This window comes from Neobacillus sp. 19 (assembly GCF_049463095.1).
Lineage (GTDB): Bacteria > Bacillota > Bacilli > Bacillales > Cytobacillaceae > Neobacillus.
Genome location: NZ_JBMPZU010000041.1, coordinates 1 through 23,895 on the forward strand (window position 1 = coordinate 1; position 23,895 = coordinate 23,895).

At 38.5% G+C, this 23,895-nt stretch carries 23 protein-coding genes, 2 pseudogenes and 1 other annotated feature; of the genes and pseudogenes, 19 read left to right on the forward strand and 6 right to left on the reverse strand.

Features of this window, described 5'->3' with window-relative positions; translation table 11 throughout:
* Window positions 1-294: pseudogene (locus ACO1D1_RS13240) on the forward strand (GTP 3',8-cyclase MoaA); the annotation flags it as partial.
* 39 nt (window positions 295-333) lie between these two features.
* Here the strand turns inward: ACO1D1_RS13240 and ric are convergent.
* Window positions 334-1,031: pseudogene (gene ric / locus ACO1D1_RS13245) on the reverse strand (iron-sulfur cluster repair di-iron protein).
* A gap of 234 nt (window positions 1,032-1,265) precedes the next feature.
* On the opposite strand from ric, the gene glp reads away from it, so the two are divergent.
* From glp to ACO1D1_RS13260, 3 genes are all read left to right on the forward strand, one after another.
* Window positions 1,266-2,531, forward strand: coding sequence for a gephyrin-like molybdotransferase Glp (gene glp / locus ACO1D1_RS13250; RefSeq protein WP_149869285.1), 1,266 nt, complete (start codon window positions 1,266-1,268; stop codon window positions 2,529-2,531).
* A complete protein-coding gene (gene mobB / locus ACO1D1_RS13255; RefSeq protein WP_149869286.1) occupies window positions 2,519-3,067 on the forward strand; it encodes a molybdopterin-guanine dinucleotide biosynthesis protein B in 549 nt (182 codons plus the stop codon). Before glp ends, mobB begins: the two co-directional genes overlap by 13 nt.
* 122 nt (window positions 3,068-3,189) lie before the next feature.
* Complete coding sequence (locus tag ACO1D1_RS13260; RefSeq protein WP_149869287.1) at window positions 3,190-3,918, forward strand: YwiC-like family protein; 729 nt, start codon at window positions 3,190-3,192, stop codon at window positions 3,916-3,918.
* Between the two features lie 31 nt (window positions 3,919-3,949).
* Here the strand turns inward: ACO1D1_RS13260 and ACO1D1_RS13265 are convergent, their stop codons facing one another.
* A complete protein-coding gene (locus tag ACO1D1_RS13265; RefSeq protein ID WP_149872632.1) occupies window positions 3,950-4,624 on the reverse strand; it encodes a Crp/Fnr family transcriptional regulator in 675 nt (224 codons plus the stop codon).
* Window positions 4,625-4,917: 293 nt separating this feature from the next.
* Between ACO1D1_RS13265 and ACO1D1_RS13270 the strand changes: the two genes are divergently transcribed.
* Both ACO1D1_RS13270 and clpB read left to right on the forward strand, forming a co-directional pair.
* Window positions 4,918-5,097, forward strand: coding sequence for a YjzC family protein (locus ACO1D1_RS13270; RefSeq protein ID WP_149869288.1), 180 nt, complete (start codon window positions 4,918-4,920; stop codon window positions 5,095-5,097).
* A 123-nt stretch (window positions 5,098-5,220) separates the two neighbouring features.
* Complete coding sequence (gene clpB / locus ACO1D1_RS13275) at window positions 5,221-7,815, forward strand: ATP-dependent chaperone ClpB (protein WP_423336190.1); 2,595 nt, start codon at window positions 5,221-5,223, stop codon at window positions 7,813-7,815.
* 46 nt (window positions 7,816-7,861) lie between these two features.
* On the opposite strand, the gene ACO1D1_RS13280 is transcribed toward clpB, so the two are convergent.
* Window positions 7,862-8,047: a YjzD family protein gene (locus ACO1D1_RS13280; protein WP_149869290.1), complete on the reverse strand. Its 186-nt coding sequence runs from the start codon at window positions 8,045-8,047 to the stop codon at window positions 7,862-7,864.
* A gap of 184 nt (window positions 8,048-8,231) precedes the next feature.
* Between ACO1D1_RS13280 and ACO1D1_RS13285 the strand changes: the two genes are divergently transcribed.
* The 4 genes from ACO1D1_RS13285 (at window position 8,232) to ACO1D1_RS13300 (ending at window position 11,237) form a co-directional block, all read left to right on the forward strand.
* Complete coding sequence (locus ACO1D1_RS13285) at window positions 8,232-8,954, forward strand: hydrolase (protein ID WP_423336191.1); 723 nt, start codon at window positions 8,232-8,234, stop codon at window positions 8,952-8,954.
* Window positions 8,955-9,036: 82 nt separating this feature from the next.
* The gene (locus ACO1D1_RS13290; RefSeq protein ID WP_149869292.1) at window positions 9,037-9,873 is read left to right on the forward strand and encodes a hypothetical protein; all 837 of its coding nucleotides are present in this window, start codon (window positions 9,037-9,039) and stop codon (window positions 9,871-9,873) included.
* A 193-nt stretch (window positions 9,874-10,066) separates the two neighbouring features.
* Window positions 10,067-11,014, forward strand: a complete 948-nt coding sequence (locus tag ACO1D1_RS13295; protein WP_423336192.1) for a BMP family ABC transporter substrate-binding protein — start codon at window positions 10,067-10,069, stop codon at window positions 11,012-11,014.
* Window positions 11,015-11,033: 19 nt separating this feature from the next.
* The gene (locus ACO1D1_RS13300; RefSeq protein ID WP_423336193.1) at window positions 11,034-11,237 is read left to right on the forward strand and encodes a ComZ family protein; all 204 of its coding nucleotides are present in this window, start codon (window positions 11,034-11,036) and stop codon (window positions 11,235-11,237) included.
* A gap of 18 nt (window positions 11,238-11,255) precedes the next feature.
* Here ACO1D1_RS13300 and ACO1D1_RS13305 read toward each other — a convergent pair whose 3' ends face one another.
* Window positions 11,256-11,546, reverse strand: coding sequence for a hypothetical protein (locus ACO1D1_RS13305; protein ID WP_149869295.1), 291 nt, complete (start codon window positions 11,544-11,546; stop codon window positions 11,256-11,258).
* A 208-nt stretch (window positions 11,547-11,754) separates the two neighbouring features.
* On the opposite strand from ACO1D1_RS13305, the gene ACO1D1_RS13310 reads away from it, so the two are divergent.
* The 9 genes from ACO1D1_RS13310 to ACO1D1_RS13350 all read left to right on the forward strand — a co-directional run bounded on the left by ACO1D1_RS13310 (window position 11,755) and on the right by ACO1D1_RS13350 (window position 22,053).
* Window positions 11,755-12,687 (forward strand): beta-ketoacyl-ACP synthase III, encoded by a 933-nt coding sequence (locus ACO1D1_RS13310; RefSeq protein WP_423336194.1) that lies wholly within the window; start codon window positions 11,755-11,757, stop codon window positions 12,685-12,687.
* A 47-nt stretch (window positions 12,688-12,734) separates the two neighbouring features.
* The gene (gene fabF, locus ACO1D1_RS13315) at window positions 12,735-13,973 is read left to right on the forward strand and encodes a beta-ketoacyl-ACP synthase II (RefSeq protein ID WP_423336195.1); all 1,239 of its coding nucleotides are present in this window, start codon (window positions 12,735-12,737) and stop codon (window positions 13,971-13,973) included.
* 318 nt (window positions 13,974-14,291) lie between these two features.
* Entirely contained in the window at window positions 14,292-15,062 is a 771-nt protein-coding gene (locus ACO1D1_RS13320; protein WP_149869298.1) for a DUF2268 domain-containing protein, read from the forward strand.
* Window positions 15,063-15,233: 171 nt separating this feature from the next.
* Entirely contained in the window at window positions 15,234-16,256 is a 1,023-nt protein-coding gene (locus tag ACO1D1_RS13325) for an ABC transporter ATP-binding protein (protein ID WP_149869299.1), read from the forward strand.
* The gene (locus ACO1D1_RS13330) at window positions 16,256-17,266 is read left to right on the forward strand and encodes an ABC transporter ATP-binding protein (RefSeq protein ID WP_149869300.1); all 1,011 of its coding nucleotides are present in this window, start codon (window positions 16,256-16,258) and stop codon (window positions 17,264-17,266) included. The genes ACO1D1_RS13325 and ACO1D1_RS13330 overlap by 1 nt, the downstream gene beginning before the upstream one ends.
* A 37-nt stretch (window positions 17,267-17,303) precedes the next feature.
* On the forward strand, window positions 17,304-19,025 hold the full coding sequence (gene opp4A / locus ACO1D1_RS13335; RefSeq protein WP_423336196.1) for an oligopeptide ABC transporter substrate-binding protein: 1,722 nt from the start codon (window positions 17,304-17,306) through the stop codon (window positions 19,023-19,025).
* A gap of 177 nt (window positions 19,026-19,202) precedes the next feature.
* On the forward strand, window positions 19,203-20,168 hold the full coding sequence (gene opp4B, locus ACO1D1_RS13340) for an oligopeptide ABC transporter permease (RefSeq protein ID WP_149869302.1): 966 nt from the start codon (window positions 19,203-19,205) through the stop codon (window positions 20,166-20,168).
* Between the two features lie 12 nt (window positions 20,169-20,180).
* A complete protein-coding gene (gene opp4C / locus ACO1D1_RS13345) occupies window positions 20,181-21,092 on the forward strand; it encodes an oligopeptide ABC transporter permease (protein ID WP_149869303.1) in 912 nt (303 codons plus the stop codon).
* Window positions 21,093-21,306: 214 nt separating this feature from the next.
* The gene (locus tag ACO1D1_RS13350; protein WP_149869304.1) at window positions 21,307-22,053 is read left to right on the forward strand and encodes a YjbA family protein; all 747 of its coding nucleotides are present in this window, start codon (window positions 21,307-21,309) and stop codon (window positions 22,051-22,053) included.
* 64 nt (window positions 22,054-22,117) lie between these two features.
* Here ACO1D1_RS13350 and trpS read toward each other — a convergent pair whose 3' ends face one another.
* Entirely contained in the window at window positions 22,118-23,107 is a 990-nt protein-coding gene (gene trpS, locus ACO1D1_RS13355; RefSeq protein WP_149869305.1) for a tryptophan--tRNA ligase, read from the reverse strand.
* Between the two features lie 51 nt (window positions 23,108-23,158).
* Window positions 23,159-23,416: a binding site (T-box leader), on the reverse strand.
* 53 nt (window positions 23,417-23,469) lie between these two features.
* Window positions 23,470-23,826 carry a DUF3899 domain-containing protein gene (locus ACO1D1_RS13360; RefSeq protein ID WP_149869306.1) on the reverse strand — a complete coding sequence of 119 codons (357 nt, stop codon included), beginning with the start codon at window positions 23,824-23,826 and terminating at the stop codon, window positions 23,470-23,472.
* Window positions 23,827-23,895: the final 69 nt, after the last annotated feature.

A 23,895-nucleotide genomic window follows, 5' to 3' on the forward strand; every position in this document is an offset into this window, starting at 1 on the left:
CAGAAGTATAAAGATGCTGATGTGAATGTCGGCTTTATTACTTCTGTTTCCGAGTCATTCTGTTCAAGCTGCACACGTTCACGTCTGTCTGCAAATGGTCAGATTTTCACCTGCTTATTTAATGGAAATGGCCATGATATTCGAAACTTCATGAGAAATGGAGCAACAGATGAGCAAATAGCTGATCGGATTACTGCTATATGGAATGGCAGAGACGATCGATATTCAGATGAAAGAACAGAAGAAACGAATAAAAATCGCAAAAAAATAGAAATGTCCTATATTGGTGGTTAAAAAACACAGCCCGCTTTGACCTAAGCGGGCTGTTGTTAATTATGCTAAATAGCGAGGGAAGAGTATGTTATTTTCTAGATGGACATGCATGAACGTTAATCCTTCTAATGCTTCCAATCGGGCATAAACTAAACGGTATGTTCCACAGGCATCCAATGGCAGCTCAAAGTCAGATGTTACTTCACGAATTTGTCTCAAAATTTCACCCGCATGGTCATGTTCCTTTTCAAGTTCAACAATCATAGCAATGGCTTCTTCGCGATTTTCAACTGTTCGTCTGCCAGCTGTTTAATTAATGGGAAGACGACAGCTTTTTCCTTTTCCATATGTTCAATTAATTCTTTTTTGAATTCATAAAAAAGCTCATTCACTTTTAATAACTCTGGGTGGTTATCGCCATGCACACGAGATACTTTGGTCACATAGGGGCTAAGCATCGCTAATTCTTCTTCCGATACACGATGGTAATTATTAATTACGTGATCAATAATTGTATTGGAATCGGAATCAGTCCATACTTCTACATCTTTTTCGGTGTTCTCGTATTTTTCAAAAACCACGTTTAATTCTTCCATTAATGTGTTCATATCAAGTCCGTTTTGATCTACAGCTTGTGATAATGGAATGTTTCCGCCGCAGCAGAAGTCAATCCGGTTCTTTTTAAACACATCACTTGTTTTTGGCAATTCGTTTACAATATCTTTAACTAATGAATTTTCGGTAATGGTGAAAGTCATAATACATTCCTCCTAAAATTTTTTAAATGTTTGTATCTGACTTAAGCATAATTGAAAATGAATCTTAATTAGGTGACCTACATCACACATCCACTATGATTTTTCATTTTTTCCTTCAATTTGTAACATTTGATATGTTAGCAAGTTTTCAATAGGATTATAATGGATAGGAGCCCTAAACTATTAGTACATATTTGAAAAAAATGAAACGTTTTAAGGCAGGAGCTGATGAAATTGTTAGAGAGAAGAAAACCGATTCCGATTGGGGAAGCAGTTGAAAAAATTATGGCCCATCAATTACATGGGATAACGGAATATGTTTCAATAAATGAAAGCTTTGGCCGTTTTTTGTCAGAGGACTTGATCGCGACAAGTGATGTGCCTCATTTTAATCGGGCACCATATGATGGTTTTGCTGTCAGGTCGATTGATACCCTTTCGGCCTCACAGTCCCATCCAGTCGAGTTTGAAGTGATTGACCACATTGGTGCCGGAGCGGTGTCAACAAAGGTTGTGGGCAAAAATCAGGCTGTCAGAATTATGACAGGGGCGATGATGCCAGAAGGAACAGATGCTGTCGTCATGTTTGAAGTTGCAAAGGACTACGAAAAAGACGAAACCCCCTATATGTCGATAAAACGAAGCTTTAACAAGGGAGAAAATGTTTCCTTTATAGGTGAAGATGCTAGAGAAGGAGAAGTATTGGTAAATAAGGGAACTTTAGTAAATCCGGGTATCCAAGCCATGCTGGCTACCTTCGGCTATAAGGATGTCCCTGTGGCGAAAAAACCGATTGTCGGTTTGTTTGCAACTGGTACTGAACTTTTAGAAGTAGAAGAAGAACTCGTGCCGGGGAAAATTCGCAACAGTAATTCCCATATGATTGCCGCCCAAATCGAAAGAGCCGGTGGTGTGGTTAAATATTTTGGAAAACTGCCCGATGAATTTGATACATGCTTTGATGCTGTACTAGAAGGGTTAAATGAAGTTGATTTATTAATTACAACAGGCGGAGTATCGGTAGGGGACTTTGATTATCTTCCTGCCATTTATGAAAAATTAGGTGCCGAGGTGTTTTTCAATAAAGTAGCGATGCGCCCAGGCAGTGTGACGACAGTAGCCGGATATAAGGGGAAGATTTTGTTCGGTCTTTCTGGTAATCCATCTGCTTGTTATGTTGGCTTTGAATTGTTTGCCCGCCCAATTATTCGAAAAATGTTATTTTCTGAAAAACCCCATTTAAGGAAAGAAAAGGCCTTACTTGAAGTGGACTTTCCAAAAGCGAATCCATTTACAAGATTTGTTCGCAGCTCCACGTTTATCGAGGAAGGCAGGCTAAAAACAACACCAAGTGGTCTAGACAAATCCAATATCATCATGAGCCTTGCTGGTGCAAATTCGTTAATGATTCTTCCAGGCGGAACTAGAGGCTTTACAGCAGGCTGTGATGTAGAGGTGCTTATGCTTGAAGATCAGACCGGAAGCGAGTGGCCGTGGTAAAACCGATTATTTTTCAAGTGGTTGGTTATCAAAATAGCGGAAAAACTACCCTTACTTCCAAGCTCATCGAAAAACTGTCAACAAATCGGTTAACAACGGTGACAATTAAACATCACGGACATGGCGGGAAGCCCGATGCTGCAGAAAAAAAAGACACAACAAAACACTTGTCAGCAGGAGCGATTGCCACCCTTGTTGAAGGAGATGGCAGGCTGATTCTTCAAGCAGAACCATGTGCATATAGTTTAAAAGAACAGATCGAGTTGATGCACTATTTTCAGACAGACGTCATTTTAGTCGAAGGATATAAGCAGGAAAATTACCCAAAGCTTGTTCTAATGAAAGAAAAACAGGATTTAACGTTATTAGATATCGTAAACAATGTTCAAGCCGTGGTATTCTGGGAGGCTGAAATGATGGACATCATTTCAGCCAAACTGGATGTGCCGATCTTTCATATCGATGATGAAGCAGTCATAAGTTGGACCGTTCAACAAATCAAAAACTTTGTTAATGAGATCGGCCATAAATGTTAATAAAGTTGTCAAATAAGAGAAGGCAAATGCCTTCTTTTTTGCTTTATCATGTGATGCTCTTCACATTTTTTTCTACTGTCCTAATTTATAGTATAGGTAAGCAGGAATGAGGAGTGAAAGCGATGAAATTATTTTTACCGAAACAACATGGTGCTTGGGCAATGTTGATCATCCCTTTTTGGCTTGGGGTAATAGATGGAGGATTCCTCTGGAGGCATATCCCATTTTTTGTTGGCTGGCTTTTATTGTACTTGGCAACATATCCAATGCTGCTATTGTTTAAAAAGAAAAAGCTCACTTTTTATACAAAGTGGTCGCTAATCTATTTAGTGCCGGCTTTATTGCTGTTATTGCTACCACTATTGGAAAGGCCGTCTATTGTATTCTTTGGCCTGCTAATGATCCCTTTTTTTATTATTAATGCTTACTTTACCGCAAAAAATCAAGATCGTGCTTTTATGAACGATTTAAGCGCTGTTTTTGCCTTTTCAATTGCCGGCTTAGCGGGTAGTTATTTAGGGAGAGGTGCTGTTTCATTTGAGACCATTATTTTTCCCTTTTTAACATCTGTGCTATTTTTTATCGGCTGTACGTTTTACGTCAAATCCATGATTAGGGAAAAGAAAAATACGAAATTCAAATGGATTTCTTGGGCCTACCATCTACTGCTTGTTGCTGCATGGATTGCGGCCGGCTATTGGATTGCAGCACTTAGTTTTATTCCGAGTTTACTTCGGGCAATTCTTTTTTATGGAAAGAAATTATCACCAAAGCAAATTGGTATTTACGAAATAATTAATTCGGTGCTCTTTTTCATCATCATTGCCATACAAATAGTGATCTTAAAATAAAAAAATCGGTCGTAATGACCGACTTTTTTATTTAGTCAACCTTGCAAATTTCTATTGGACAATCTTCACAATCAATTTCACGTTTTAAATAATCCAAGTCATGAATGGTGATTGACCCTTTATCAATGGAGATTATTCCTATTTTTCGTAAATCACTTAGCAGACGATTTACGACTTCACGAGAGGTTCCGCAGAAGTTCGCCAGCTCCTGATTCGTTAACGGTAACTCAACTAAAATTCCCTTATTCGTTTTAACCCCATAGCTATTACTTATTCGAATTAAGGTTGAATATAATGCACCCTTTTTTCCATGAAGAACTAAATCGCGAAACTTGGTTTGTGTTTTACGATATTGCAAACTCATCCATTTAATGAATTCCAATGAAAGAGGGAGATTTTGTGAAAGTTTTTCCTCAAGAACATCCTTCATGATTACCGCCACCTCACCACTCTCCACAACACGTGCACTTAATAAATATCGTGAAGAAGGGGAGAATAAATTTAATTCGCCGACAAAGTCTCCTTTGGAGCACATTCTTAGTGTAAGCTCTCTTCCATCGGGAATAATCTTACTAATTTGAAGAATCCCGCTTTGTACGATGTATAATTCATCTGCTCGCGATCCTTCTTGAAAAAGAAAACTCCCTTTTTCAATCTTTTTCATATGGTGAACCGTATCAAAGAGGTGTGACAACGTTACGGGCATTTCTGTTACTATCTGCATACGACTAACCACCTTAAAGGTTCGAATTAATTTTAAAAAATAAATGCCAGCAAAGGTTTGATTTACAGGATATTACTATAATTATATTGTTAACTAAGAATAATTAGCAATAAATGTGGAATAAGTTCATACAATCGTCAAAAAGTAGTTACATGGGATTGGGATATATTCCTTAGGAAATAATGTCGACTGCTGATGGAATTTGAAAGAAATTCCTATAATGGACAAACCTAAAATGGAAATAATAATAATGTAGATGAGAAGGAGGGAAAAATGTGGGACAAAATCGTCAGTTTAAATCAGGAAAAAAGGCTCCAAATAATGGTGTGTATATAGAAGTTGGTGAAACGGGTGATAATGTGCTTAACCCTAAAAAAATTAAGCTAAAAGCTGGGGATCCATTTCCCGAAACATCAAATGATGAAAGGGTTTGGACTTATCAAAGAAAACCTTAATTAGTAAATATGGAAAGTCATCCAAACGGATGGCTTTTTCTATGTGAAAAATTTTACTTCTATTTAGAAAGTGTCTTATAATAAAAGAAAAGGTCAAAAATGGTCAGAAGGGGTGTCGATAAAGTGGACTTAAACCGAATGACGGAGCGTTTACAAAAAGGGATTATGGAGGCACAGACCTTAGCGGTTAAAGAAAATCATCAAGAAATTGATGAATCTCATTTGTTTTTATCTCTTATGAATCAAGAGGACAGTCTCATTACTTCTATTATAGAAAAGGCTGGATTACAGTCAGAACAAGTGAAGAAAAAACTGTTGGAATCTTTGTCAAAGAAACCGCAAGTTACGGGTTCAGGAGTGGAACAAGGAAAACTGTATATAACGGCTAAGCTGCAAAAATTATTGGTCAGCGCCGAAGAATTTGCCACGAAATTCGCCGATGAATATATTTCAGTTGAGCACTTCCTCTTAGCCGCAGCCCACACAAATGATTCGGAAATGAAAAAGATTCTGCAAGCATTTGGGCAAACACCTGAAACCGTTTTAAATGCTATAAAAGAAATAAGGGGGAACCAAAGAGTGACATCACAAAATCCAGAAGCAGGATATGAAGCTCTTAAAAAGTACGGCAGAGATCTTGTCGCCGAAGTAAAAGCCGGTAAAATGGACCCAGTCATCGGCAGGGATACGGAAATTCGCAATGTGATCCGGATTTTATCAAGAAAGACAAAGAACAATCCAGTATTAATCGGTGAACCGGGTGTAGGAAAAACCGCCATTGTCGAAGGATTAGCACAAAGGATTGTGAGGAGGGATGTTCCAGAGGGCTTAAAGGATAAAACGATTTTTTCACTCGATATGAGTTCGTTGATTGCCGGAGCTAAATTTAGGGGTGAATTTGAAGAGCGACTAAAGGCCGTTTTAAACGAGATTAAAAAAAGTGAAGGGCAAATTTTACTGTTCATTGATGAAATTCATACCATTGTAGGAGCCGGAAAAACGGAAGGTGCGATGGATGCCGGCAATATGTTGAAACCGATGCTGGCACGCGGTGAGCTTCATTGTATCGGAGCAACTACACTTGATGAGCACAGAAAGTATATTGAAAAGGATCCGGCACTTGAACGCAGATTTCAACAGGTACTTGTCCAAGAACCGAATGTAGAGGATACCATCTCCATATTAAGGGGCTTAAAAGAAAGATTTGAAGTCCATCATGGTGTTAAGATTCACGATCATGCGCTCGTGGCAGCAGCTACGTTATCAGATCGCTATATTACTGATCGATTTTTGCCCGATAAAGCGATTGATCTTGTTGACGAAGCATGTGCCTTGATTCGCACTGAAATTGATTCGATGCCAACGGAACTTGATGAGGTGACTCGCAGGGTGATGCAGTTGGAAATTGAAGAGGCGGCATTACGTAAGGAGAGCGATGAAGGCAGTAAAGTACGGCTCGAAGCACTTATAAAGGAACTTGCCGATTTAAAAGAACAGGCGAATGCGATGAAGGCAAAATGGCTGCAAGAGAAACAAGGAATACAGAAAGTCCAGGAAAAAAGAGAGCAGTTAGAAAAGCTTCGCCGGGAGCTGCAGCAGGCTGAAGATCAATATGATTTAAACCGTGCAGCAGAACTAAGACATGGTCAAATTCCGCTGGCAGAAAAAGAACTTAATCAATTAGAAAATGGGGCGGAAAAGGACGAACGGCTGCTTAGAGAGGAAGTTACCGGCGAAGAAATTTCAAATATTGTTTCAAGATGGACAGGAATACCTCTCTCTAAACTGGTTGAAGGGGAGAGAGAAAAACTGTTGAAATTAGAATCCATTTTACATGAAAGAGTCATTGGGCAAGACGAAGCCGTGAATCTTGTTGCAGATGCTGTTCTTCGCGCTCGTGCCGGTATAAAGGATCCAAACCGGCCAATTGGATCATTTTTATTTTTAGGGCCGACGGGTGTTGGGAAAACGGAGCTGGCAAAGGCATTAGCAGAGTCGTTATTTGACAGCGCAGAACATATAATTCGAATAGATATGTCTGAATATATGGAAAAACATGCGGTTTCAAGGCTTATTGGCGCACCTCCTGGATATGTTGGTTATGAAGAAGGAGGGCAGCTGACGGAAGCTGTTAGAAGACGACCATATTCCGTTATCTTAATGGACGAAATTGAGAAGGCTCATCCTGAAGTGTTCAACATTCTTTTACAGGCATTGGATGATGGACGAATAACAGATTCACAAGGCCGTGTAGTCGACTTTAAAAACACAGTAATTATTATGACTTCCAATATTGGATCACAATTCTTACTTGAACGAAGTGAAAATGAGATTGAAATTTCAGAGGAAGCAAGAGAAAAAGTTATGACTCAGCTAAGAGGCCATTTCCGTCCGGAATTTTTAAATCGGATTGATGAAATCATCCTATTTAAGTCATTGTCATTAGGAGAAATAAAAAATATTGTTGTGAAAATGATGAAGGAACTGCAAAATCGGCTGAAACAACAGCAAATCGATATTTCAATTAGCGAGGATGCGAAAGAATTCATTGCGGTAAATGGCTTTGATCCGATCTACGGTGCAAGACCGCTGAAACGGTATATCCAAAGAAATATTGAAACAAAGCTTGCACGTGAAATCATAGCAGGCAGGGTACATGATCAATCAACAGTGGAGATCATGATAAAAGATGGGGAAGTGGTGGTTCAGGTAAAATAAGAAAGAAAAAGGTCGTCCAATAACTTGGAAGACCTTTTCTCCTATTTTAATGATTCTTTACAGGCTCTCTTGGAATAACAGAAGCAGCAATGAAAATCAAAACAGTAACACCAAGAGATACAATAACGCCTGGCATAAATTCAAATTTTGCACCTGGAGTCATAGAACTAACAACATATGTAAGCATTTGCACTAATAGAAATGACCAGAAGAAGGTCCAAAAAAATCGCACTATTTTTCACCTCTTACTTATTTTTCATCAATGTTAATACTACCATACGCGGTAAAAAAAATATAGATAAAATCAATTTCTGAAATAACTTTTCAAGTCATTCGGAAAAATGGGCAAACTCCCTTTCATCTTTTGTGAAATGACATACAATATGTTGAGGAAATATGTAAAAGGAGATTTAGCAATGGAAAATCGCAATTTTCAGATGGATACCCAATGGAATATCATTCATTACCCCGAAAAGCCAACAGGATTTGGGATCTTAATCATTGGAGATGAAAGGCATTTTGTGGACGAGAGCAAATGCTTTTGGACACAAAACGAAGGAAAGCTAGCCATCATTGATGAATTAAAAGATGCAGGGTACACCATTTTTTCCTCAAATCTTTATGGGCGAAATTGGGGGAGCGATAAAGCTGTTGAACTTGCTCAAAGGTTGTATCAGCATGTGATTCGCAGCGAAATCCTAAATAATAAAATTCATATTTTGGCGGAAGGTATGGGAGCGCTGGTCGCGGTCAGGTTAATGGAGAAAATGAAGGGATGCATCAGGTCGGTAATCCTGCTTAATCCTATTCTTTCCTTAAAGCATCACCTTGAACAAGAAAAGGAACATAAATTTTTTTATAAAAAATTAATGAGAGAACTAACTGCAGCACATAATACGGAACAAACATGGATTGAAGGGGCCATAAACAGCATGGAGGAATTCGTAAACATGGAGTCTGGATGTCCCGTTAAGATCATTCATGTCCTAGCCGGTGGAAAATCATATAACCAATCGAAATTATACCAACAAATTATCAAATCTCCTGAAATTAATCCTACTTTTATTCTTCCAGAAAAAAAACCACAGCTTGGAAAAATTTTCATCAAGTTTTTGAACAGCCATGAAACTGAACTGTAAGTCTGGTTCCTCCTCAAATAGAAATAATTCCTTAATGAATGGCATAGGATTCATTAAGGCGAGTTTGGGGAGGAAAATTTTAATGGACAAGGCTATTATTTTTGGAATATACAATTTTGTTAGTTTTCACGCATGTAAAACGCTCCTGAATAAAGGAATCGAAGTGATCGGTGTTCAACTAGATGAACAAGAAAAAAGTCCATTACTCGAGGAAAAAAGGTTTGAGGTGGGAAGAAATGCCAACTTTAGCGAAAACCCTTTGTCTAAGTGGGCAAACAGACGGGAAGAAGAGAAGGCTGAAACAGTCATTCTATTTCCTATTTACGATTTATATATGCTGAGGAATGAAAAAATTTTGCAGCACGATCAAGTGGCAAAATCAATCATCCAATATATGGAGAGCAATAAAGACAATACGGAAATTGTATTCATACTTCCTATTCAACTGCTTAGGGCTAACAGTATAGAGGCCATCGGAACTTTCATAGAAAAAATAAAGGGATTAGCAAAGAAGGTTCAATGGTTTTATGTACCAGCTATTTACGGTCCTTGGCAGCCACAAACATTTCTGTATCACCAGGCTATCCTTTCTACCTTTCAAAAGGCAGAAATCAGAAAAGATGAAAGAGAATGGACGGGTGATGTTCTGTATATTGATGATGCAATTAATACCATTATTAACACAGTTGAAACTGAGAATTCCGGGCGTTTTATTGTTGAAAGCGGGAAGAATAATTATTGGGCTAATTGTGCCGCTTTTCTCCAAATAGATGAGAAATTAATGGACATCAGCCGTAATGAACCGTTGCAATTGGATCATCAAATTGTTAAGCTCCCTGTTAAAAACGTAACACCATTTGCGGATTCCATCACAAAACAGATAGACCATGTCCAACGTGTATTTCAAAACGGATGCTAAATAATGAGTTAATTAGACAAACTGAATCATGGAAAAGTAGTAGTGCACGAAATTTGTCTTTTCAATTATTTGTTCAAAGGGTAGAATAAAAGGAACTAGACGTTTTCTTCGCTTTTGATTCAATTTTTAAAAAAAGTAATCTTAGATAGAAACATGTGATGGAAGTGGCTGCGGTAATAAAGGAGTGCGTAGAATGTTTAACCGGTTTCGAATCATTCTTTTATGTCTTCTTTTACTTGGGGCTTGCGGGGAAACAAAGACGACAGGCAATTTACAGAAGGTTGGCTTGTTAGTTCCTGAAACAGTAAATGACCAAGTATGGGGAACAAAAGGCTATAAGGGAATGTTAAAAATACAATCCAAATTTAATGTGGATGTATTTTATAAAGAAGGAATGAATTCACAGGCTGTTGTTGAACGAGCAGTGAAGGAATTTGAGCAAAAAGGGGTCAATCTGATCTTTGGACATGGTTCAGAGTATGCAGAATACTTTAATAATATTTCGGAAGACTATCCTAAAATTCACTTTGTCAGTTTTAATGGCGATGCAAAGAACCCAAACACAACAAGCCTGAACTTTAAGGCACATGCGATGGGCTTTTTTGGCGGCATGGTTGCGGCTCATATGTCTAAAACTAATAAAGTAGGAGTTTTAGCAGCATATGAATGGCAGCCTGAAATTGAAGGTTTTTATCAAGGTGCGATGGCTGAAAATAATCAAACACATGTAAGTATAGAATACGTCGGAAATTGGGATGATGAAAAAAAGGCTACTCAACTAGCCAATCAAATGTTAAAACAAGGTGTCGATGTTGTATACCCTGCCGGGGATGGTTTTAATGTTCCTGTTATTGAACAGGTGAAGGAACAGGGATCCTATGTGATTGGCTATGTTTCAGACCAGTCTGACCTTGGGGAATCAACTGTATTAACAAGCACTATTCAACAGGTCGATACATTATATGAAAAGGTTGCTGAACAATATAACGAGGGGAAGTTAAAAGCAGGTAATCTTTCATTTGATTTTCAAGACAATGTCATTTCTCTAGGTAAATTTAGCCCGTTAGTTTCAAAAGACTTTATAGGAAAAATGAATCTGAAAATTGAACAATATAAAGAAACAGGAAAATTACCCAAATAATTTTTTAAAAGGAGTACATATGAATAATCAAGATAAGACATTACAATTTATGCAGATTGCGATGAAATACCTGCCTGAAGCGAAAGCCCAATTAGACCAATCTGGGGTTGAATTATCAATGGAACTAATTGAGCCATTTATGAACCTGTTTACAAAAGTAATGCATGAAGCCTATGAGCTTGGCAGAGAAGATGCGTTAACTGAATTAGAAATGAAGAAATAAGCTGCTCCTAACGGCAGCTTATTTCTTTTTCCAAAGTTGTTCGACAAATGGATAAATTTTATGAAATAAGGGTTTTAGTCCTCGGACAGATTCCATTAGAGTATCGATATTCATCATTAGCTCTTCATAATTAATTGTGGATTGGTTATGAGTATGTTCTTGCCGATGATGATTTGTTTGATGATGCGGATTGTGTTCTCTTCTATGACCAAACATAAAACTGGTGAACCGATCCTGTTCAAGCTCCCCTAAATCTTCTTTTTCCTCAGGGTCATTCCACTCTAGCTCCTGCTGCTCCCTATCTTCCATTCCATAGGCGCCTCCTTTCTGAAAGGATCACTTAAATTAGAATATGTTTAAATGAATAAAAGGAATGTACATTAGCGGAGGATAAAAACGAAGAAATAGTTGCTTAAAATAGGATTTATTTGATAAAATTAGTACCAAGTCATAATAATTGATATTAAATCTTGGTGAATAAAGAAGCAAGTTAGAGAAATTAAAGGAGTTGGAACCTTTGAGAGCTGGAATTATCGGAATGGGCAGGTATTTACCTGAAAAAATTGTAACTAATCATGATTTAGAAAAAGTAATGGATACCTCTGATGAATGGATTCGTACGAGAACAGGGATTGAAGAACGAAGAATTGCTGCAGATGATGTTAATACGTCAGACATGGCGTTTGCTGCTGCTCAAGAAGCCATACAAGCTGCTGGGATTACCGCGGAAGAGATTGATTTAATCTTAGTAGCAACGGTCACACCCGATTCACCGTTTCCATCCGTTGCCTGCCGGATTCAAGAACGATTAGGAGCGAAAAAGGCAGCTGCCATGGATGTCAGTGCAGCTTGTGCCGGCTTTATGTATGGAATTATCACTGCTAAACAATTTATTGAGTCCGAAGCCTATAAGTACGTACTAGTAGTTGGAGTTGAAAAACTTTCGAAAATTACCGACTGGAATGACCGTAATACCGCTGTATTATTTGGTGATGGTGCGGGGGCAGCTATTATCGGTCAAGTTTCAGATAACCGGGGAATCCTTTCCTTTGAACTCGGTGCTGACGGTACAGGTGCAAAACACCTTTATCAGGACGAATATATCATTATGAATGGCAGGGAGGTTTTCAAGTTTGCTGTAAGGCAGATGGGTGAGAGCTGTGTCCATGTTCTAGAGAAGGCAGGTTTAACGAAAGAGGATGTTGATTTTCTTATCCCGCACCAAGCCAATATTCGCATCATGGAGGCTTCAAGACAGCGATTAGAACTTCCTGAAGTAAAAATGTCAAAAACTGTTAATAAATATGGCAATACATCATCAGCATCGATCCCTATTTCTATTGTTGAAGAATTGGAAGCAGGAAAAATCAAAGATGATGACTTAATTGTTATGGTCGGCTTTGGCGGCGGATTAACATGGGGCGCAATCGCCATTCGCTGGGGCAAATAAAGAGAGATCATATAGGGAACAGTTAGTGTAGAAAAGGAGATGTAGAAATGGAAAAACGTAGGGTTGTAGTAACAGGCATCGGAGCGGTGACACCAATCGGAAACGATGCGGATACTACTTGGAAAGGGATATTGGAAGGAAAATCAGGCGTTGGGCCGATGACACGAGTGAATGCTGATGAATATCCTGCAAAAGTAGCGGCAGAAGTAAAAGACTTTAATCCGGAAAATTTTATGGAAAAAAAAGATGCCCGTAAAATGGACCGTTTCACCCAATTTGCTGTAGCAAGCGCAATTATGGCGGTTAAGGATGCCGATTTAACAATTAATGAAGATAATTCTCATCGTGTCGGAGTCTGGATTGGGTCCGGAATTGGTGGAATGGAAACATTTGAACAACAATTTGAGATATTCCAAAAACGGGGCTATAAGCGTGTTTCCCCATTCTTTGTACCGATGTTAATTCCTGATATGGCTACAGGTCAAGTTTCGATTACACTAGGAGCAAGAGGATTTAATTCCTGTACGGTTACCGCTTGTGCGACCGGTACGAATTCGATAGGAGATGCTTTTAAAGTAATCCAGCGTGGTGATGCAGATGTAATGGTATCCGGCGGGGCAGAAGCACCAATTACAAGAATGTCTGTTGCGGGCTTCTGTGCCAATACGGCTCTTTCCACAAATCCAGATCCGCAATCTGCAAGCAGACCTTTTGATAAAAACCGTGATGGATTTGTCATTGGTGAAGGGGCAGGAATTGTTGTCTTGGAGGAATTAGAGCACGCATTGGCCCGCGGTGCGAAAATCTATGCAGAAATTGTTGGTTACGGTGCAACAGGTGATGCATATCATATTACTGCACCTGCACCTGGTGGCGAAGGCGGTGCACGAGCAATGAAAATGGCAATTAACGATGCCGGACTAGTTCCGGAAGAAATTGATTACTTGAATGCTCACGGTACTAGTACCGAATATAACGATAAGTTTGAAACACTTGCTGTTAAAGAAGTATTTGGAGAGCATGCATATAAGCTGGCCATGAGCTCAACCAAATCCATGACCGGTCATCTACTTGGTGCAGCGGGCGGTGTTGAAGCTATCTTTACCGTGCTGGCGATTAGAGACAGTATGCTGCCACCGACCATTAATTATGAAACACCGGATCCAGAGTGCGACTTGGATTATGTTGTTAATACAGCAAGATCGAAAGAAATTAAGGCAGCTATGAGCAACTCGCTTGGTTTTGGCGGTCATAATGCTACCATCGTCTTTAAAAAATACGAATAGAATTCGAAAACGGCCTGGCAGATGTCCTGGCCGTTTTTTTATTATGAGATATAAGAAATAATAAAATTCTGACCTTGAGAAATGTCCAGCTCCAGCACCCTAGCGGCTAGTGTCCTTCGCTCTCCGCCCTACGATAAGTCAACATCGAACCGCCTCCGGCTTTTCGTGTTTCCTTTATCTCAGTTGGAGTGCTCCAGGCCATACGCCGCTGACCAGGGCGCTTGCGCTTTTCTATAAAGAAACCATTAAATTAAGAACTTCTTCTCTAAAAATTCATAAAATGACCAGAGGGAGAACTTGAGTTAATGGGGTGAGATAATGGGGATCATTCGAACAGATGAATGGCTGCAAAAGGAGTTTGATCGTCCGCTTAAAATCTGTGAAAAGCTTCTTCCTTATTTTAAAGGGCAGCAAGTGAAAGAAATTTATAATCAATTAGTGAACTTTGGAATGTACCGGCCTTCACGTTCCTCCAAAAACAATTATAACAAGATGGTGGAAAAAAAAGCATGGAATCAAGTTGAAATGCTATTTCGAAAATATAAACCAAAATGGAATGGGCCGGATGTGCCAGTCTTTCTCTTTCCGTTAGCCCAGACGGGTGGTTTTTTTATAAAAGAGGAAAAAAGCAAGGCGGGTGTTTCCTTTCCAGATAAAATGTTTCTTTTTCTATCGGAGCACGAAGACCCAAAGGAAATAGAAGCATTATTTGTTCATGAATATCACCATGTCTGCAGATTGAGAATGTTAAATAAAAAAATGGAAGACTATACGTTACTGGACTCTATTATCATTGAGGGGCTGGCAGAGTATGCAGTATTCAAACATTGCGGCCGGGAATACCTAGCTAATTGGTGTCATATGTATACAGAAAAGGAACTAGCAAGGTTTTGGGAAAGATATTTACAACATCAGCTGCAGACGAAAAAGAATGAAAGAGGACACGATGAACTATTATATGGCGGCAGGGCAGTACCAAAATTGCTCGGCTATGCAGCTGGGTATAATGTTATTCGGCAATACTACAAAAGTCATAATTATTCTACGAAACTATCTTTTTCCAATCCTGCCGCCAAATATATCGAATAGGAAAGAATTATACTAACAGAAAAAGCCTGGTATAAAAGGCTTTTTTTATTTTTAAAAAAACTGAAATTACCAATTATGTAAAAAAGTCTTGCAATTGTAACAATTCTGTAATAGAATTCTATTTAAATATAACGAATTAGCAGAATAATTAAAAAAGTAAGAAGGTGTACTATGAGCCAAAAAAAGCCATTACTCAAAGAGGCACCGTTGCTCGAGGTGAAAAATTTAGAGACAGCCTTTGATATTGATGGAACGGATTATAATGCCGTTGATAATGTTTCATTTAAGGTAAAGCCACGGCAAATAGTTGGAGTTGTAGGTGAATCCGGCTGTGGAAAATCAGTTATGAGCCTTTCGATTATGCAGCTGCTGCCTAAAGGAATTGGCAAAGTAAAGTCAGGCGAAATTATATTTGATGGAATAAATATTGAGAAGATGTCCGAATCCCAAATTAATAAAATCCGCGGGAAGGATGTTTCAATGATCTTCCAAGAGCCAATGACCTCACTGAATCCGGTATTTACCATCGGATACCAGTTGCAAGAGGTTCTTTTTAACCATTTAAAAATATCTAAACAAGAAGCTAGGCAGAAGGCGATTGCCTTATTAAAAAGTGTTGGAATTTCCCGGCCTGAAAAGATTGTTGATGAATATCCGCATCAATTATCAGGTGGTATGCGCCAAAGAGTTATGATAGCGATCGCAATTGCCTGCCAGCCTAAATTGTTAATTGCGGATGAGCCGACAACAGCTCTCGATGTTACTGTTCAGGCACAAATCTTGGAACTTTTAAAAGAGATTCAAGAGGTAAATGATATGTCGGTCATTCTTATTACACATGATTTAGGTGTAGTTGCGGAAATGTGTGATGAAGTGATCGTAATGTATGCAGGAAAGATTGTTGAACGAACCGATGTCGATACATTGTTTCATAATCCTAAACACCCATATACCACACTTCTATTAGGCGCAATTCCTAAAATGGAAGAACAGGAAGAACGCTTAAGTTCAATCAAAGGAATTGTTCCATCATTAACGAATATGCCAAAGGCTGGCTGTCGATTTGCCAACCGTTGTCCAAGTGCAATGCCTGAATGCTTTACAATTACCCCCGTTCTCGAAGATGTTGAACAAGGCCATGAGGTTGCCTGTTTGCTCTTTGAATCTAGTAATCCAAGAGAAGGGGTGAAGTGATGACTTCAGTATCAGTACATAAAAATAAAGAAAGCGCTTCCTTTCAAGCTGAAAATCTTTTAGAGATTCAAAACCTTAAAACCTATTATCCTGTTAAAGGTGGTTTTTTTAAACGGACAATTGGGAATGTTAAAGCGGTCGATAACATTTCATTTGAGATTAAGCGAGGAGAAACACTTGGACTTGTTGGTGAATCCGGCTGCGGCAAATCAACTGCCGGCCGGACAATCTTACGATTATTGAAACCAACCGAAGGCAGAATTCTGTTTGATGGAAAAGATATTACCAGGATTTCAGGTAAATCATTGCGTGATATTCGAAAAGATATGCAAATGGTTTTTCAAGATCCGTATGCTTCCTTGAACCCGATGCAAATGGTTGGAGATATTATCGCGGAACCCATTTATAATTTTTCAAAAAAGAGTAAAGAAGAATTAAAAAAAGAGGTTCTGGATTTATTGGATAAAGTAGGTCTGCCGCCCGAAGCTTATTATAAGTATGCACATGAATTTTCCGGCGGACAGCGTCAAAGAATCGGAATTGCCCGTTCCCTTGCGCTCAAACCAAAATTGATAATCGCCGACGAGCCGGTTTCTGCACTGGATGTATCCGTGCAATCACAGGTTTTAAACCTGTTAAAAGATTTGCAAAAGGAATTTGATTTAACATTCCTATTTATCGCGCATGACTTAAGTGTTGTTAAACATATGAGTGATCGAATTGGTGTTATGTACCTAGGTAACATGGTAGAGATTGCAAATAAGGATCTCCTTTATGCAGAACCTCTCCATCCATATACCCAGGCACTAATATCTGCCATTCCATCTCCAGACCCAAGAATCAAGAAGGAAAGAATTATTTTAAAAGGAGACGTGCCAAGTCCCATCAATCCTCCATCAGGATGCCCATTCCATCCTCGCTGTCCAATGGCAATGGAGGAATGTTCTAAAACAAAACCGGTATTAAAGGAGGTGAAGCCATCTCATCGAGTAGCTTGCCACCTTTACTAATAAAAAGGAAATTAAAAATCTAATAGGGGGGAACAAAATGAAGAAACGAAGTATGCTTATGTTAGCGGCATTAATGTTAGTTCTATCTGCATTTTTAGCGGCTTGCAGCGGCGGAGGAGAAAAAGCTGGTACAAAGGAAAAGGAAAAAGAAGGCAATAAGACCGGTGAAACAGCAGGTCAACCGCAAGATGGCGGAACATTAGTATATGCACTGGATTCGGCACCGGAAGGTAAATTTAACTTTTCCTTCTATGGAACTGCAACTGATGCGTATGTAATGGATTTCTTTGATGAAAACCTAATTAAGTTTGATGAAAAGTTGCAAGCACAGCCGCATATCGCTTCTTGGAAAACAGAAGACAATAAGGTGTATGATTTTGAAATCAAAAAAGGTGTTAAATGGCATAATGGGGACGAACTGTCAGTTAAAGACTGGGAATTTGCATTAAAAGTAGTTGCTGATAAGGACTATGAAGGCCCGCGTTTTGAAAACGTAAATAAAATTGAAGGTGCACAAGATTACCATGATGGTAAAGCAACAGAAATCTCCGGTATTAAAGTAGTTGATGATTACCACATCCAAATTACTTTTGATAAAGCACGTGTAAACAACTTAGAAAACCTATGGACATACCCAATGAATCGCACAGAATTCAAAGATATGGCTGTTAAAGATATGATGTCATCTGAACAAGTACGTACAAAGCCTGTTGGTTTAGGGCCATTTAAAGTAACAAAAATTGTTCCAGGAGAATCAGTTGAAATGGATCGTTTCGACGATTACTTCGGCGGTAAACCGCATATCGATAAAGTTGTGTTAAAAGTAATCGACCCATCTCTATCTGTTGGGGAACTTAAAAATGGCACACTTGATATGACTTCTTTCCACCCAAGTATTATTGATGAAGTTAAAGCACTTGATAATGTTGAAGCAGTAACATATCCAGGCCTAAGCTATTACTATGTTGGTTTCAGATTAGGAACATGGGATGGCAGCCAAAACATTATGAATGAGTCAAAATATCAAAATGTTAAATTACGTGAAGCAATGTACTATGCAATCAATCGTGAAGAGTGGGTAAAGGCGTTCTTCTTTGGCGTTGGTAAACCTGTAAACCGTCCAGTACCTACAAACCACTGGATTGCAGCAGACAATAAAGATCTAGAGCAATTCAAATATGATCCAGAAAAAGCAAAGAAATTATTAGATGAAGCTGGCTACAAAGATGTTGACGGAGATGGCTTCCGTGAAGATCCGGATGGTAAGAAATTTGTGGTAAACTTCAGCCACTATGCGACTCAAAACCCAACATTTGAATCACGTGCAAAAGCATTGACTCAATATTGGGAAGAAGTAGGATTAAAATCAAAGCTTACAATGACAGATGCAAACCTTTACTACGATATGCTTGAAAAAGCAGATAAATCGATGGAAGTCTTCTTCGGCGGGTGGTCTACTGGTACCGATCCGGATCCAACACCACTTTGGAGCTCTAAAGCACTGTGGAACTATCCACGCTGGGTAAATGCCGACAGTGATAAATTGCTTGATCAAGCAGTTGATATGAGCGTTGTTGGAACAGATGCCGACAAACGTAAGGATCTATATGTACAATGGCAAAAACTTTTCATGAAGGAACTTCCTGCATTACCAATTGCTGAGCTTGAAGAAACAATGGCTGTCAGCAAACGTGTACAAGGAGTTACATTCACTGTTGCTGGTATGAACCGTCCAAATGAGTGGTGGATTAAACAATAATTGCAGCAGACTAACATGTATTAGACTATGTTAAATGCTTATATTATTTTACTTTAAGCTCAGGGAAATTATTTGGGAGGGGCAGGGAGATCTGTTCTCCCTGCCCCTCCCCTTTTAATGAATGGAGTTACATAAACACTCGTATTTAACATAGTTTATCAGACAAGGAGAATGCACATGCTGAAGTATGCATTTCGAAGAATTTTGGGCATGATTCCGATGTTATTTCTAATTTCCATTGTAGTCTTTACGTTGGCAAAATTAATGCCTGGAGATTCTCTTTCAGGAGAGATTGATCCTAGGAATACAAATCCACAATATATAGCGGAAATGCGGGAAAAATTGGGCTATAATGATCCGCTGCCACAGCAGTATGCCCGCTGGATTGGCAACTTTGTACAAGGTGATTTTGGAAAATCAGCCCGTTTTAAAATTCCGGCTGCGGAGGTTATCGGAGAACGTATTCCGAACACATTGCTGCTTGGATTTTCTTCAATAGTTATCACGTATATTCTCGCCTTCATCATGGGAACATACGCCGGAAGAAAGCCCTATACACTTGGAGATAATTTAATTGGGGGACTAAATTATTTAGGGTTATCCATTCCTTCTTTTATCGCAGGTGTATTTGCAATCTTCTTATTTTCTTTTACACTTGGATGGTTTCCATCAAATGGTTCAATTGATATAGGTGTGACAGAGGGGACACTTGAGTATTGGTTAAGCCGTCTACACCATGTATTCCTTCCGGCGGTAGTTCTAGGATTATTAAGTACTGCTAGCTATACGCAATTTTTACGCAATGATATTATAGAAAATAGCCGAAAAGACTTTGTTCGTACGGCACGTGCAAAAGGAACTGTAGAAAGAAAGATTTACAATGTTCATATTTTAAGAAACTCAATTATTCCGCTTATAACGTTTTTAGGCTTTGATTTAGTAGCCATAATTAGTGGCGCAATTATTACTGAAACGATTTTTACTTACCCAGGACTTGGACAGCTATTTTTGCAATCTGTTGGAACAAGAGATTATCCAGTATTAATGACGTTGACAATGTTGTTCTCCTTCTTAACACTAATTGGCAACCTAGTAGCCGATATATTATACGGTGTTGTAGATCCGAGAATTCGCTTAGATTAGGGGGAAATAGAGATGGAAATTATTACTCAGAAGGATTCAAAAATAATCACAGCACCCCCAAAGAAAAGTTTGTCACCATGGGCACTTGCCAGGAAAAAGTTTATAAAAAACAAATTGGCTATGACGAGCCTCATCTTTTTAGTAATAGTAGCGATTGTTTCCTTCCTTGCACCGTATATTACAACGGCAGATGTTACAAGAATTAATATTGGAGAAATGTCCCTAAAGCCATCCGGAGATCATTGGCTGGGAACAGACAAAGCCGGCCGTGATGTCTTTACCAGATTATTATACGGTGGCCGAATCTCACTATTAGTCGGAATGAGCTGTACACTGTTTGTTATTTTACTAGGTACATTAATCGGATCAATTTCGGGGTATTTCGGCGGTGCCGTCGACAGCTTATTAATGAGATTTACAGATTTTATTTTAAACTTTCCTTTTCTTGTATTTGTAATTGTTCTAAATGCGATATTTTTTGGAAAAGTAAATGGGTTATGGGTTTTAATAGGAACAATCAGTATCCTAAGCTGGGGTGGAATCGCTCGGATTGTCCGAAGTAAAATTCTTACTGAAAAAGAGAATGAATATATTACGGCTGCTATTTCGATTGGTTGCTCGCCTGCCAAGATTATAGTAAAACACCTCTTACCGAATATTCTATCAACTATCATTGTTCAGGCTACGATTACATTTGCTACTATGATTGTTGCAGAAACAGGTTTAAGCTTTCTTGGCTTCGGTGTACCACAAGAGATTCCGAGCTGGGGCAACATGTTAAATTCAGCAATTGAACCTGATGTCATCCAATTTAAACTTTGGATTTGGGTGCCTCCGGCAATATTAATTACCATCACCATTTTATCAATTAACTTTATTGGTGAAGGGTTAAAAGATGCTTTCAACCCTAAATCAAGAAGATAAAAATCTACCATCATGATATGGTAGATTTTTTTTATCCATTCAACGATTAGGTATAAATATTGGGACAACCTCATATAAATAGCGGTAAATATTCGAGCGGCGAATGTTATCAGTATTAATAGTAAATGGGGCAAAATATATATAAAGGAATAATTTAACTAAGCTCTGCCCATACTGATTGACAAAACAGTTTCTTGAAGTGAGGGGATGTACAATGTTGTATCTTCATGATGTATGGGTAAATTGGTTTGAGGGTGAAGAAAACGGGTATAATGTGTGCCATTTTCATGAATGGCGTAAGGATGACGGAGTGGAACTGTTAGACCAGGCACCACTTATTAAAGTCGAGCCGATACTGTTTAACTATATTGAAAATGACCTGTCAGAGCTGCCCCAACAGCTTCTCGACGATATTTACCAGAAAGCCTATTTAAGAAAAAACCATGAAAGAGTTCAGCTCGACTACTGCTTTGTTGTTACAGATGGGATTGGGATCCTAGTAATTGATACAATTGGCTATAATATACCAATTCGAAAGAGCAGATTGATTCCTAGACAGGAACAGCTTGTATATGAAATGATCAGTCAGCATGAGGCAAAACAATATCATTTTTATCCATCACTGAAAAGTAAGGATTTCCATATTTTATCTCCAGAACCAGAACTTATGACAGGATTGACCAGAAAAGAACGGCAATTAAAACAGCTGCTATTTATGGCACTTGATCAATTGCTTTCATCCAATAATGAAGCAGAAGTTCGCTATTGGTATACGGAATGGTGTCCTGAACAATATTCAACCATTCAAGAGATGAATTTCGAAGATGCATGGGAACAATTATTTGAAGAGACGAAGTATGGCTGGTCGAAACAGCATGAAACATTCTGTGAGAATTTAATTAAAGGGCAGCCATTTTTTGAAAAGCTATGGGAAATGGAGCACGGTCCAAAAGTAAACTAAAAAGCCTGACCCAGAGGTATGCTTTGCATATCTTTTGGGGGTCAGGCTTTTTAGCGTTTTTTGATTATCTCTTTTTTCTTCCAAGTCCCATTGCATTTTCCATTTTCTTCAGCGTTTTGCTGGCAACTTGATTAGCTTTTTCGGCACCGTGGTCCAAAATGTCGTCAAGTTCCTTTGAATCCAATAAATGGTAGTATTTGTCTTGAATGGGCTTAATAAAGTTTGCTACTACCTCCGCTAAGTCACCTTTAAAGTCTCCGTAGCCTTTACCCGCATACATTTCTTCAAGTTCGGTAATTGATTTTTCACCAAGGATTGAATAAATCGATAATAGGTTTGAAACTCCAGGTTTATTAACTGTATCAAACTTTACAATTCCATCAGAATCGGTAACTGCACTCTTTATTTTTTTCACAATTTGATTCGGTTCATCTAATAGTGTGATAAAGGCCTTTTTGTTAGCGTCAGATTTACTCATTTTTTTCGTAGGTTCCTGAAGTGACATTATGCGTGCTCCAACCTTAGGCAGGCTAATTTCAGGTATAGTAAGAACATCGTTATATTTCTTGTTAAATCTTTCAGCTAAATCTCGAGTCAATTCCATATGCTGCTTTTGATCCTCACCTACAGGAACGAGATCTGAATTATACAATAAAATATCAGCTGCCATTAACGGGGGATAGGTTAACAGGCTTGCTGAAACTGCTTCTTTACCAGAAGATTTATCTTTGAATTGTGTCATTCTCTCCAACTCTCCGATATAGGATACGCATTGCATCATCCATCCCGCTTGTGCATGTGCTGGAACCTCTGACTGGATAAACAAAGTAGCCTTCTCGGGGTCGATTCCAACAGCAAGATATAATGCTGCTAAGCTGCGAATATTTTTCCGGAGAGTTTTTGGATCCTGTGGGACCGTAATAGCATGCTGATCGACAATGCAAAAGAAGCAGTTGTATTCATTTTGCAGTTCTACGAATTGTTTCATCGCTCCTATATAGTTCCCAAGTGTAATTGTTCCACTCGGTTGAATACCAGAAAAAATTGTTTTCATTTCTGTTTCCTCCTAAAATTAAATAAAAAAAACCATTCGTCCCCAAAAATTACTAGGGACGAATGGTTCGCGGTACCACCCTAAATTACTCTAAAAGAGTCACTCAGTTCTCCATTCCTCATACATCGATTATGGAGAGTCCTTGTAACGTAAGGATGACGTCTACTCCTACTAGTTTAATCGTAACAATTAAAGAGTTCAGAAAGAGGCTCCAAAGTCCATTCCGTATTCTCATCGTGTTTGTTTTCACCATCCACAAACTCTCTGTAACGAGGGGTAATACGTACTATTCTTTATCATTGCTGCACATTTTATTCGATTAATCACATTATAAAGGATTAGCATATTTATTTTCAAGTAAGTTAAAAATAATATGCTATGAGGGCAATCATCATAAATAGACCATTCATTAGTCCATGAAAAAGGAGGGGTTTTTCATCAATAGTAACCATTTCAGATAATCTTGGGATGTCTTCTAATTTCCTTTCATCTCTGTCTCTTGAAAAGACGAGATTAATCGATCTTGAGATCACATCATAGAAACCGCTATGAATGGTATAAAGGAGTGATGCTGTTAAAAGTAGTGCTGCGGAAATATAAAAAGATATATTGATATAGCTAACTAATGAAATTTCATGTTGGAAAATAAAAGAAATAATAATAATTCCCAACTGTGTGAAAGTTAGAATATAAAGTTTTCTTTTAAAACGGAAATTCATAAAATGACCTCCAAAACATTGATTTATAAAGGGATGCCTAATAAGTATTATACAAAAAAATCCGTATAA

Bases quoted from the DNA above. Each gene is read 5' to 3' on its own strand.
- ACO1D1_RS13260 (WP_149869287.1), top strand. From the start codon at position 3,190: ATGAAATTATTTTTACCGAAACAACATGGTGCTTGGGCAATGTTGATC.
- ACO1D1_RS13265 (WP_149872632.1), bottom strand. From the start codon at position 4,624: ATGCCCGTAACGTTGTCACACCTCTTTGATACGGTTCACCATATGAAA.
- ACO1D1_RS13285 (WP_423336191.1), top strand. From the start codon at position 8,232: ATGGAAAATCGCAATTTTCAGATGGATACCCAATGGAATATCATTCAT.
- ACO1D1_RS13290 (WP_149869292.1), top strand. From the start codon at position 9,037: ATGGACAAGGCTATTATTTTTGGAATATACAATTTTGTTAGTTTTCAC.
- ACO1D1_RS13295 (WP_423336192.1), top strand. From the start codon at position 10,067: ATGTTTAACCGGTTTCGAATCATTCTTTTATGTCTTCTTTTACTTGGG.
- ACO1D1_RS13300 (WP_423336193.1), top strand. From the start codon at position 11,034: ATGAATAATCAAGATAAGACATTACAATTTATGCAGATTGCGATGAAA.
- ACO1D1_RS13305 (WP_149869295.1), bottom strand. From the start codon at position 11,546: ATGGAAGATAGGGAGCAGCAGGAGCTAGAGTGGAATGACCCTGAGGAA.
- fabF (WP_423336195.1), top strand. From the start codon at position 12,735: ATGGAAAAACGTAGGGTTGTAGTAACAGGCATCGGAGCGGTGACACCA.
- ACO1D1_RS13320 (WP_149869298.1), top strand. From the start codon at position 14,292: ATGGGGATCATTCGAACAGATGAATGGCTGCAAAAGGAGTTTGATCGT.
- ACO1D1_RS13325 (WP_149869299.1), top strand. From the start codon at position 15,234: ATGAGCCAAAAAAAGCCATTACTCAAAGAGGCACCGTTGCTCGAGGTG.
- ACO1D1_RS13330 (WP_149869300.1), top strand. From the start codon at position 16,256: ATGACTTCAGTATCAGTACATAAAAATAAAGAAAGCGCTTCCTTTCAA.
- opp4A (WP_423336196.1), top strand. From the start codon at position 17,304: ATGAAGAAACGAAGTATGCTTATGTTAGCGGCATTAATGTTAGTTCTA.
- opp4B (WP_149869302.1), top strand. From the start codon at position 19,203: ATGCTGAAGTATGCATTTCGAAGAATTTTGGGCATGATTCCGATGTTA.
- opp4C (WP_149869303.1), top strand. From the start codon at position 20,181: ATGGAAATTATTACTCAGAAGGATTCAAAAATAATCACAGCACCCCCA.
- ACO1D1_RS13350 (WP_149869304.1), top strand. From the start codon at position 21,307: ATGTTGTATCTTCATGATGTATGGGTAAATTGGTTTGAGGGTGAAGAA.
- trpS (WP_149869305.1), bottom strand. From the start codon at position 23,107: ATGAAAACAATTTTTTCTGGTATTCAACCGAGTGGAACAATTACACTT.
- ACO1D1_RS13360 (WP_149869306.1), bottom strand. From the start codon at position 23,826: ATGAATTTCCGTTTTAAAAGAAAACTTTATATTCTAACTTTCACACAG.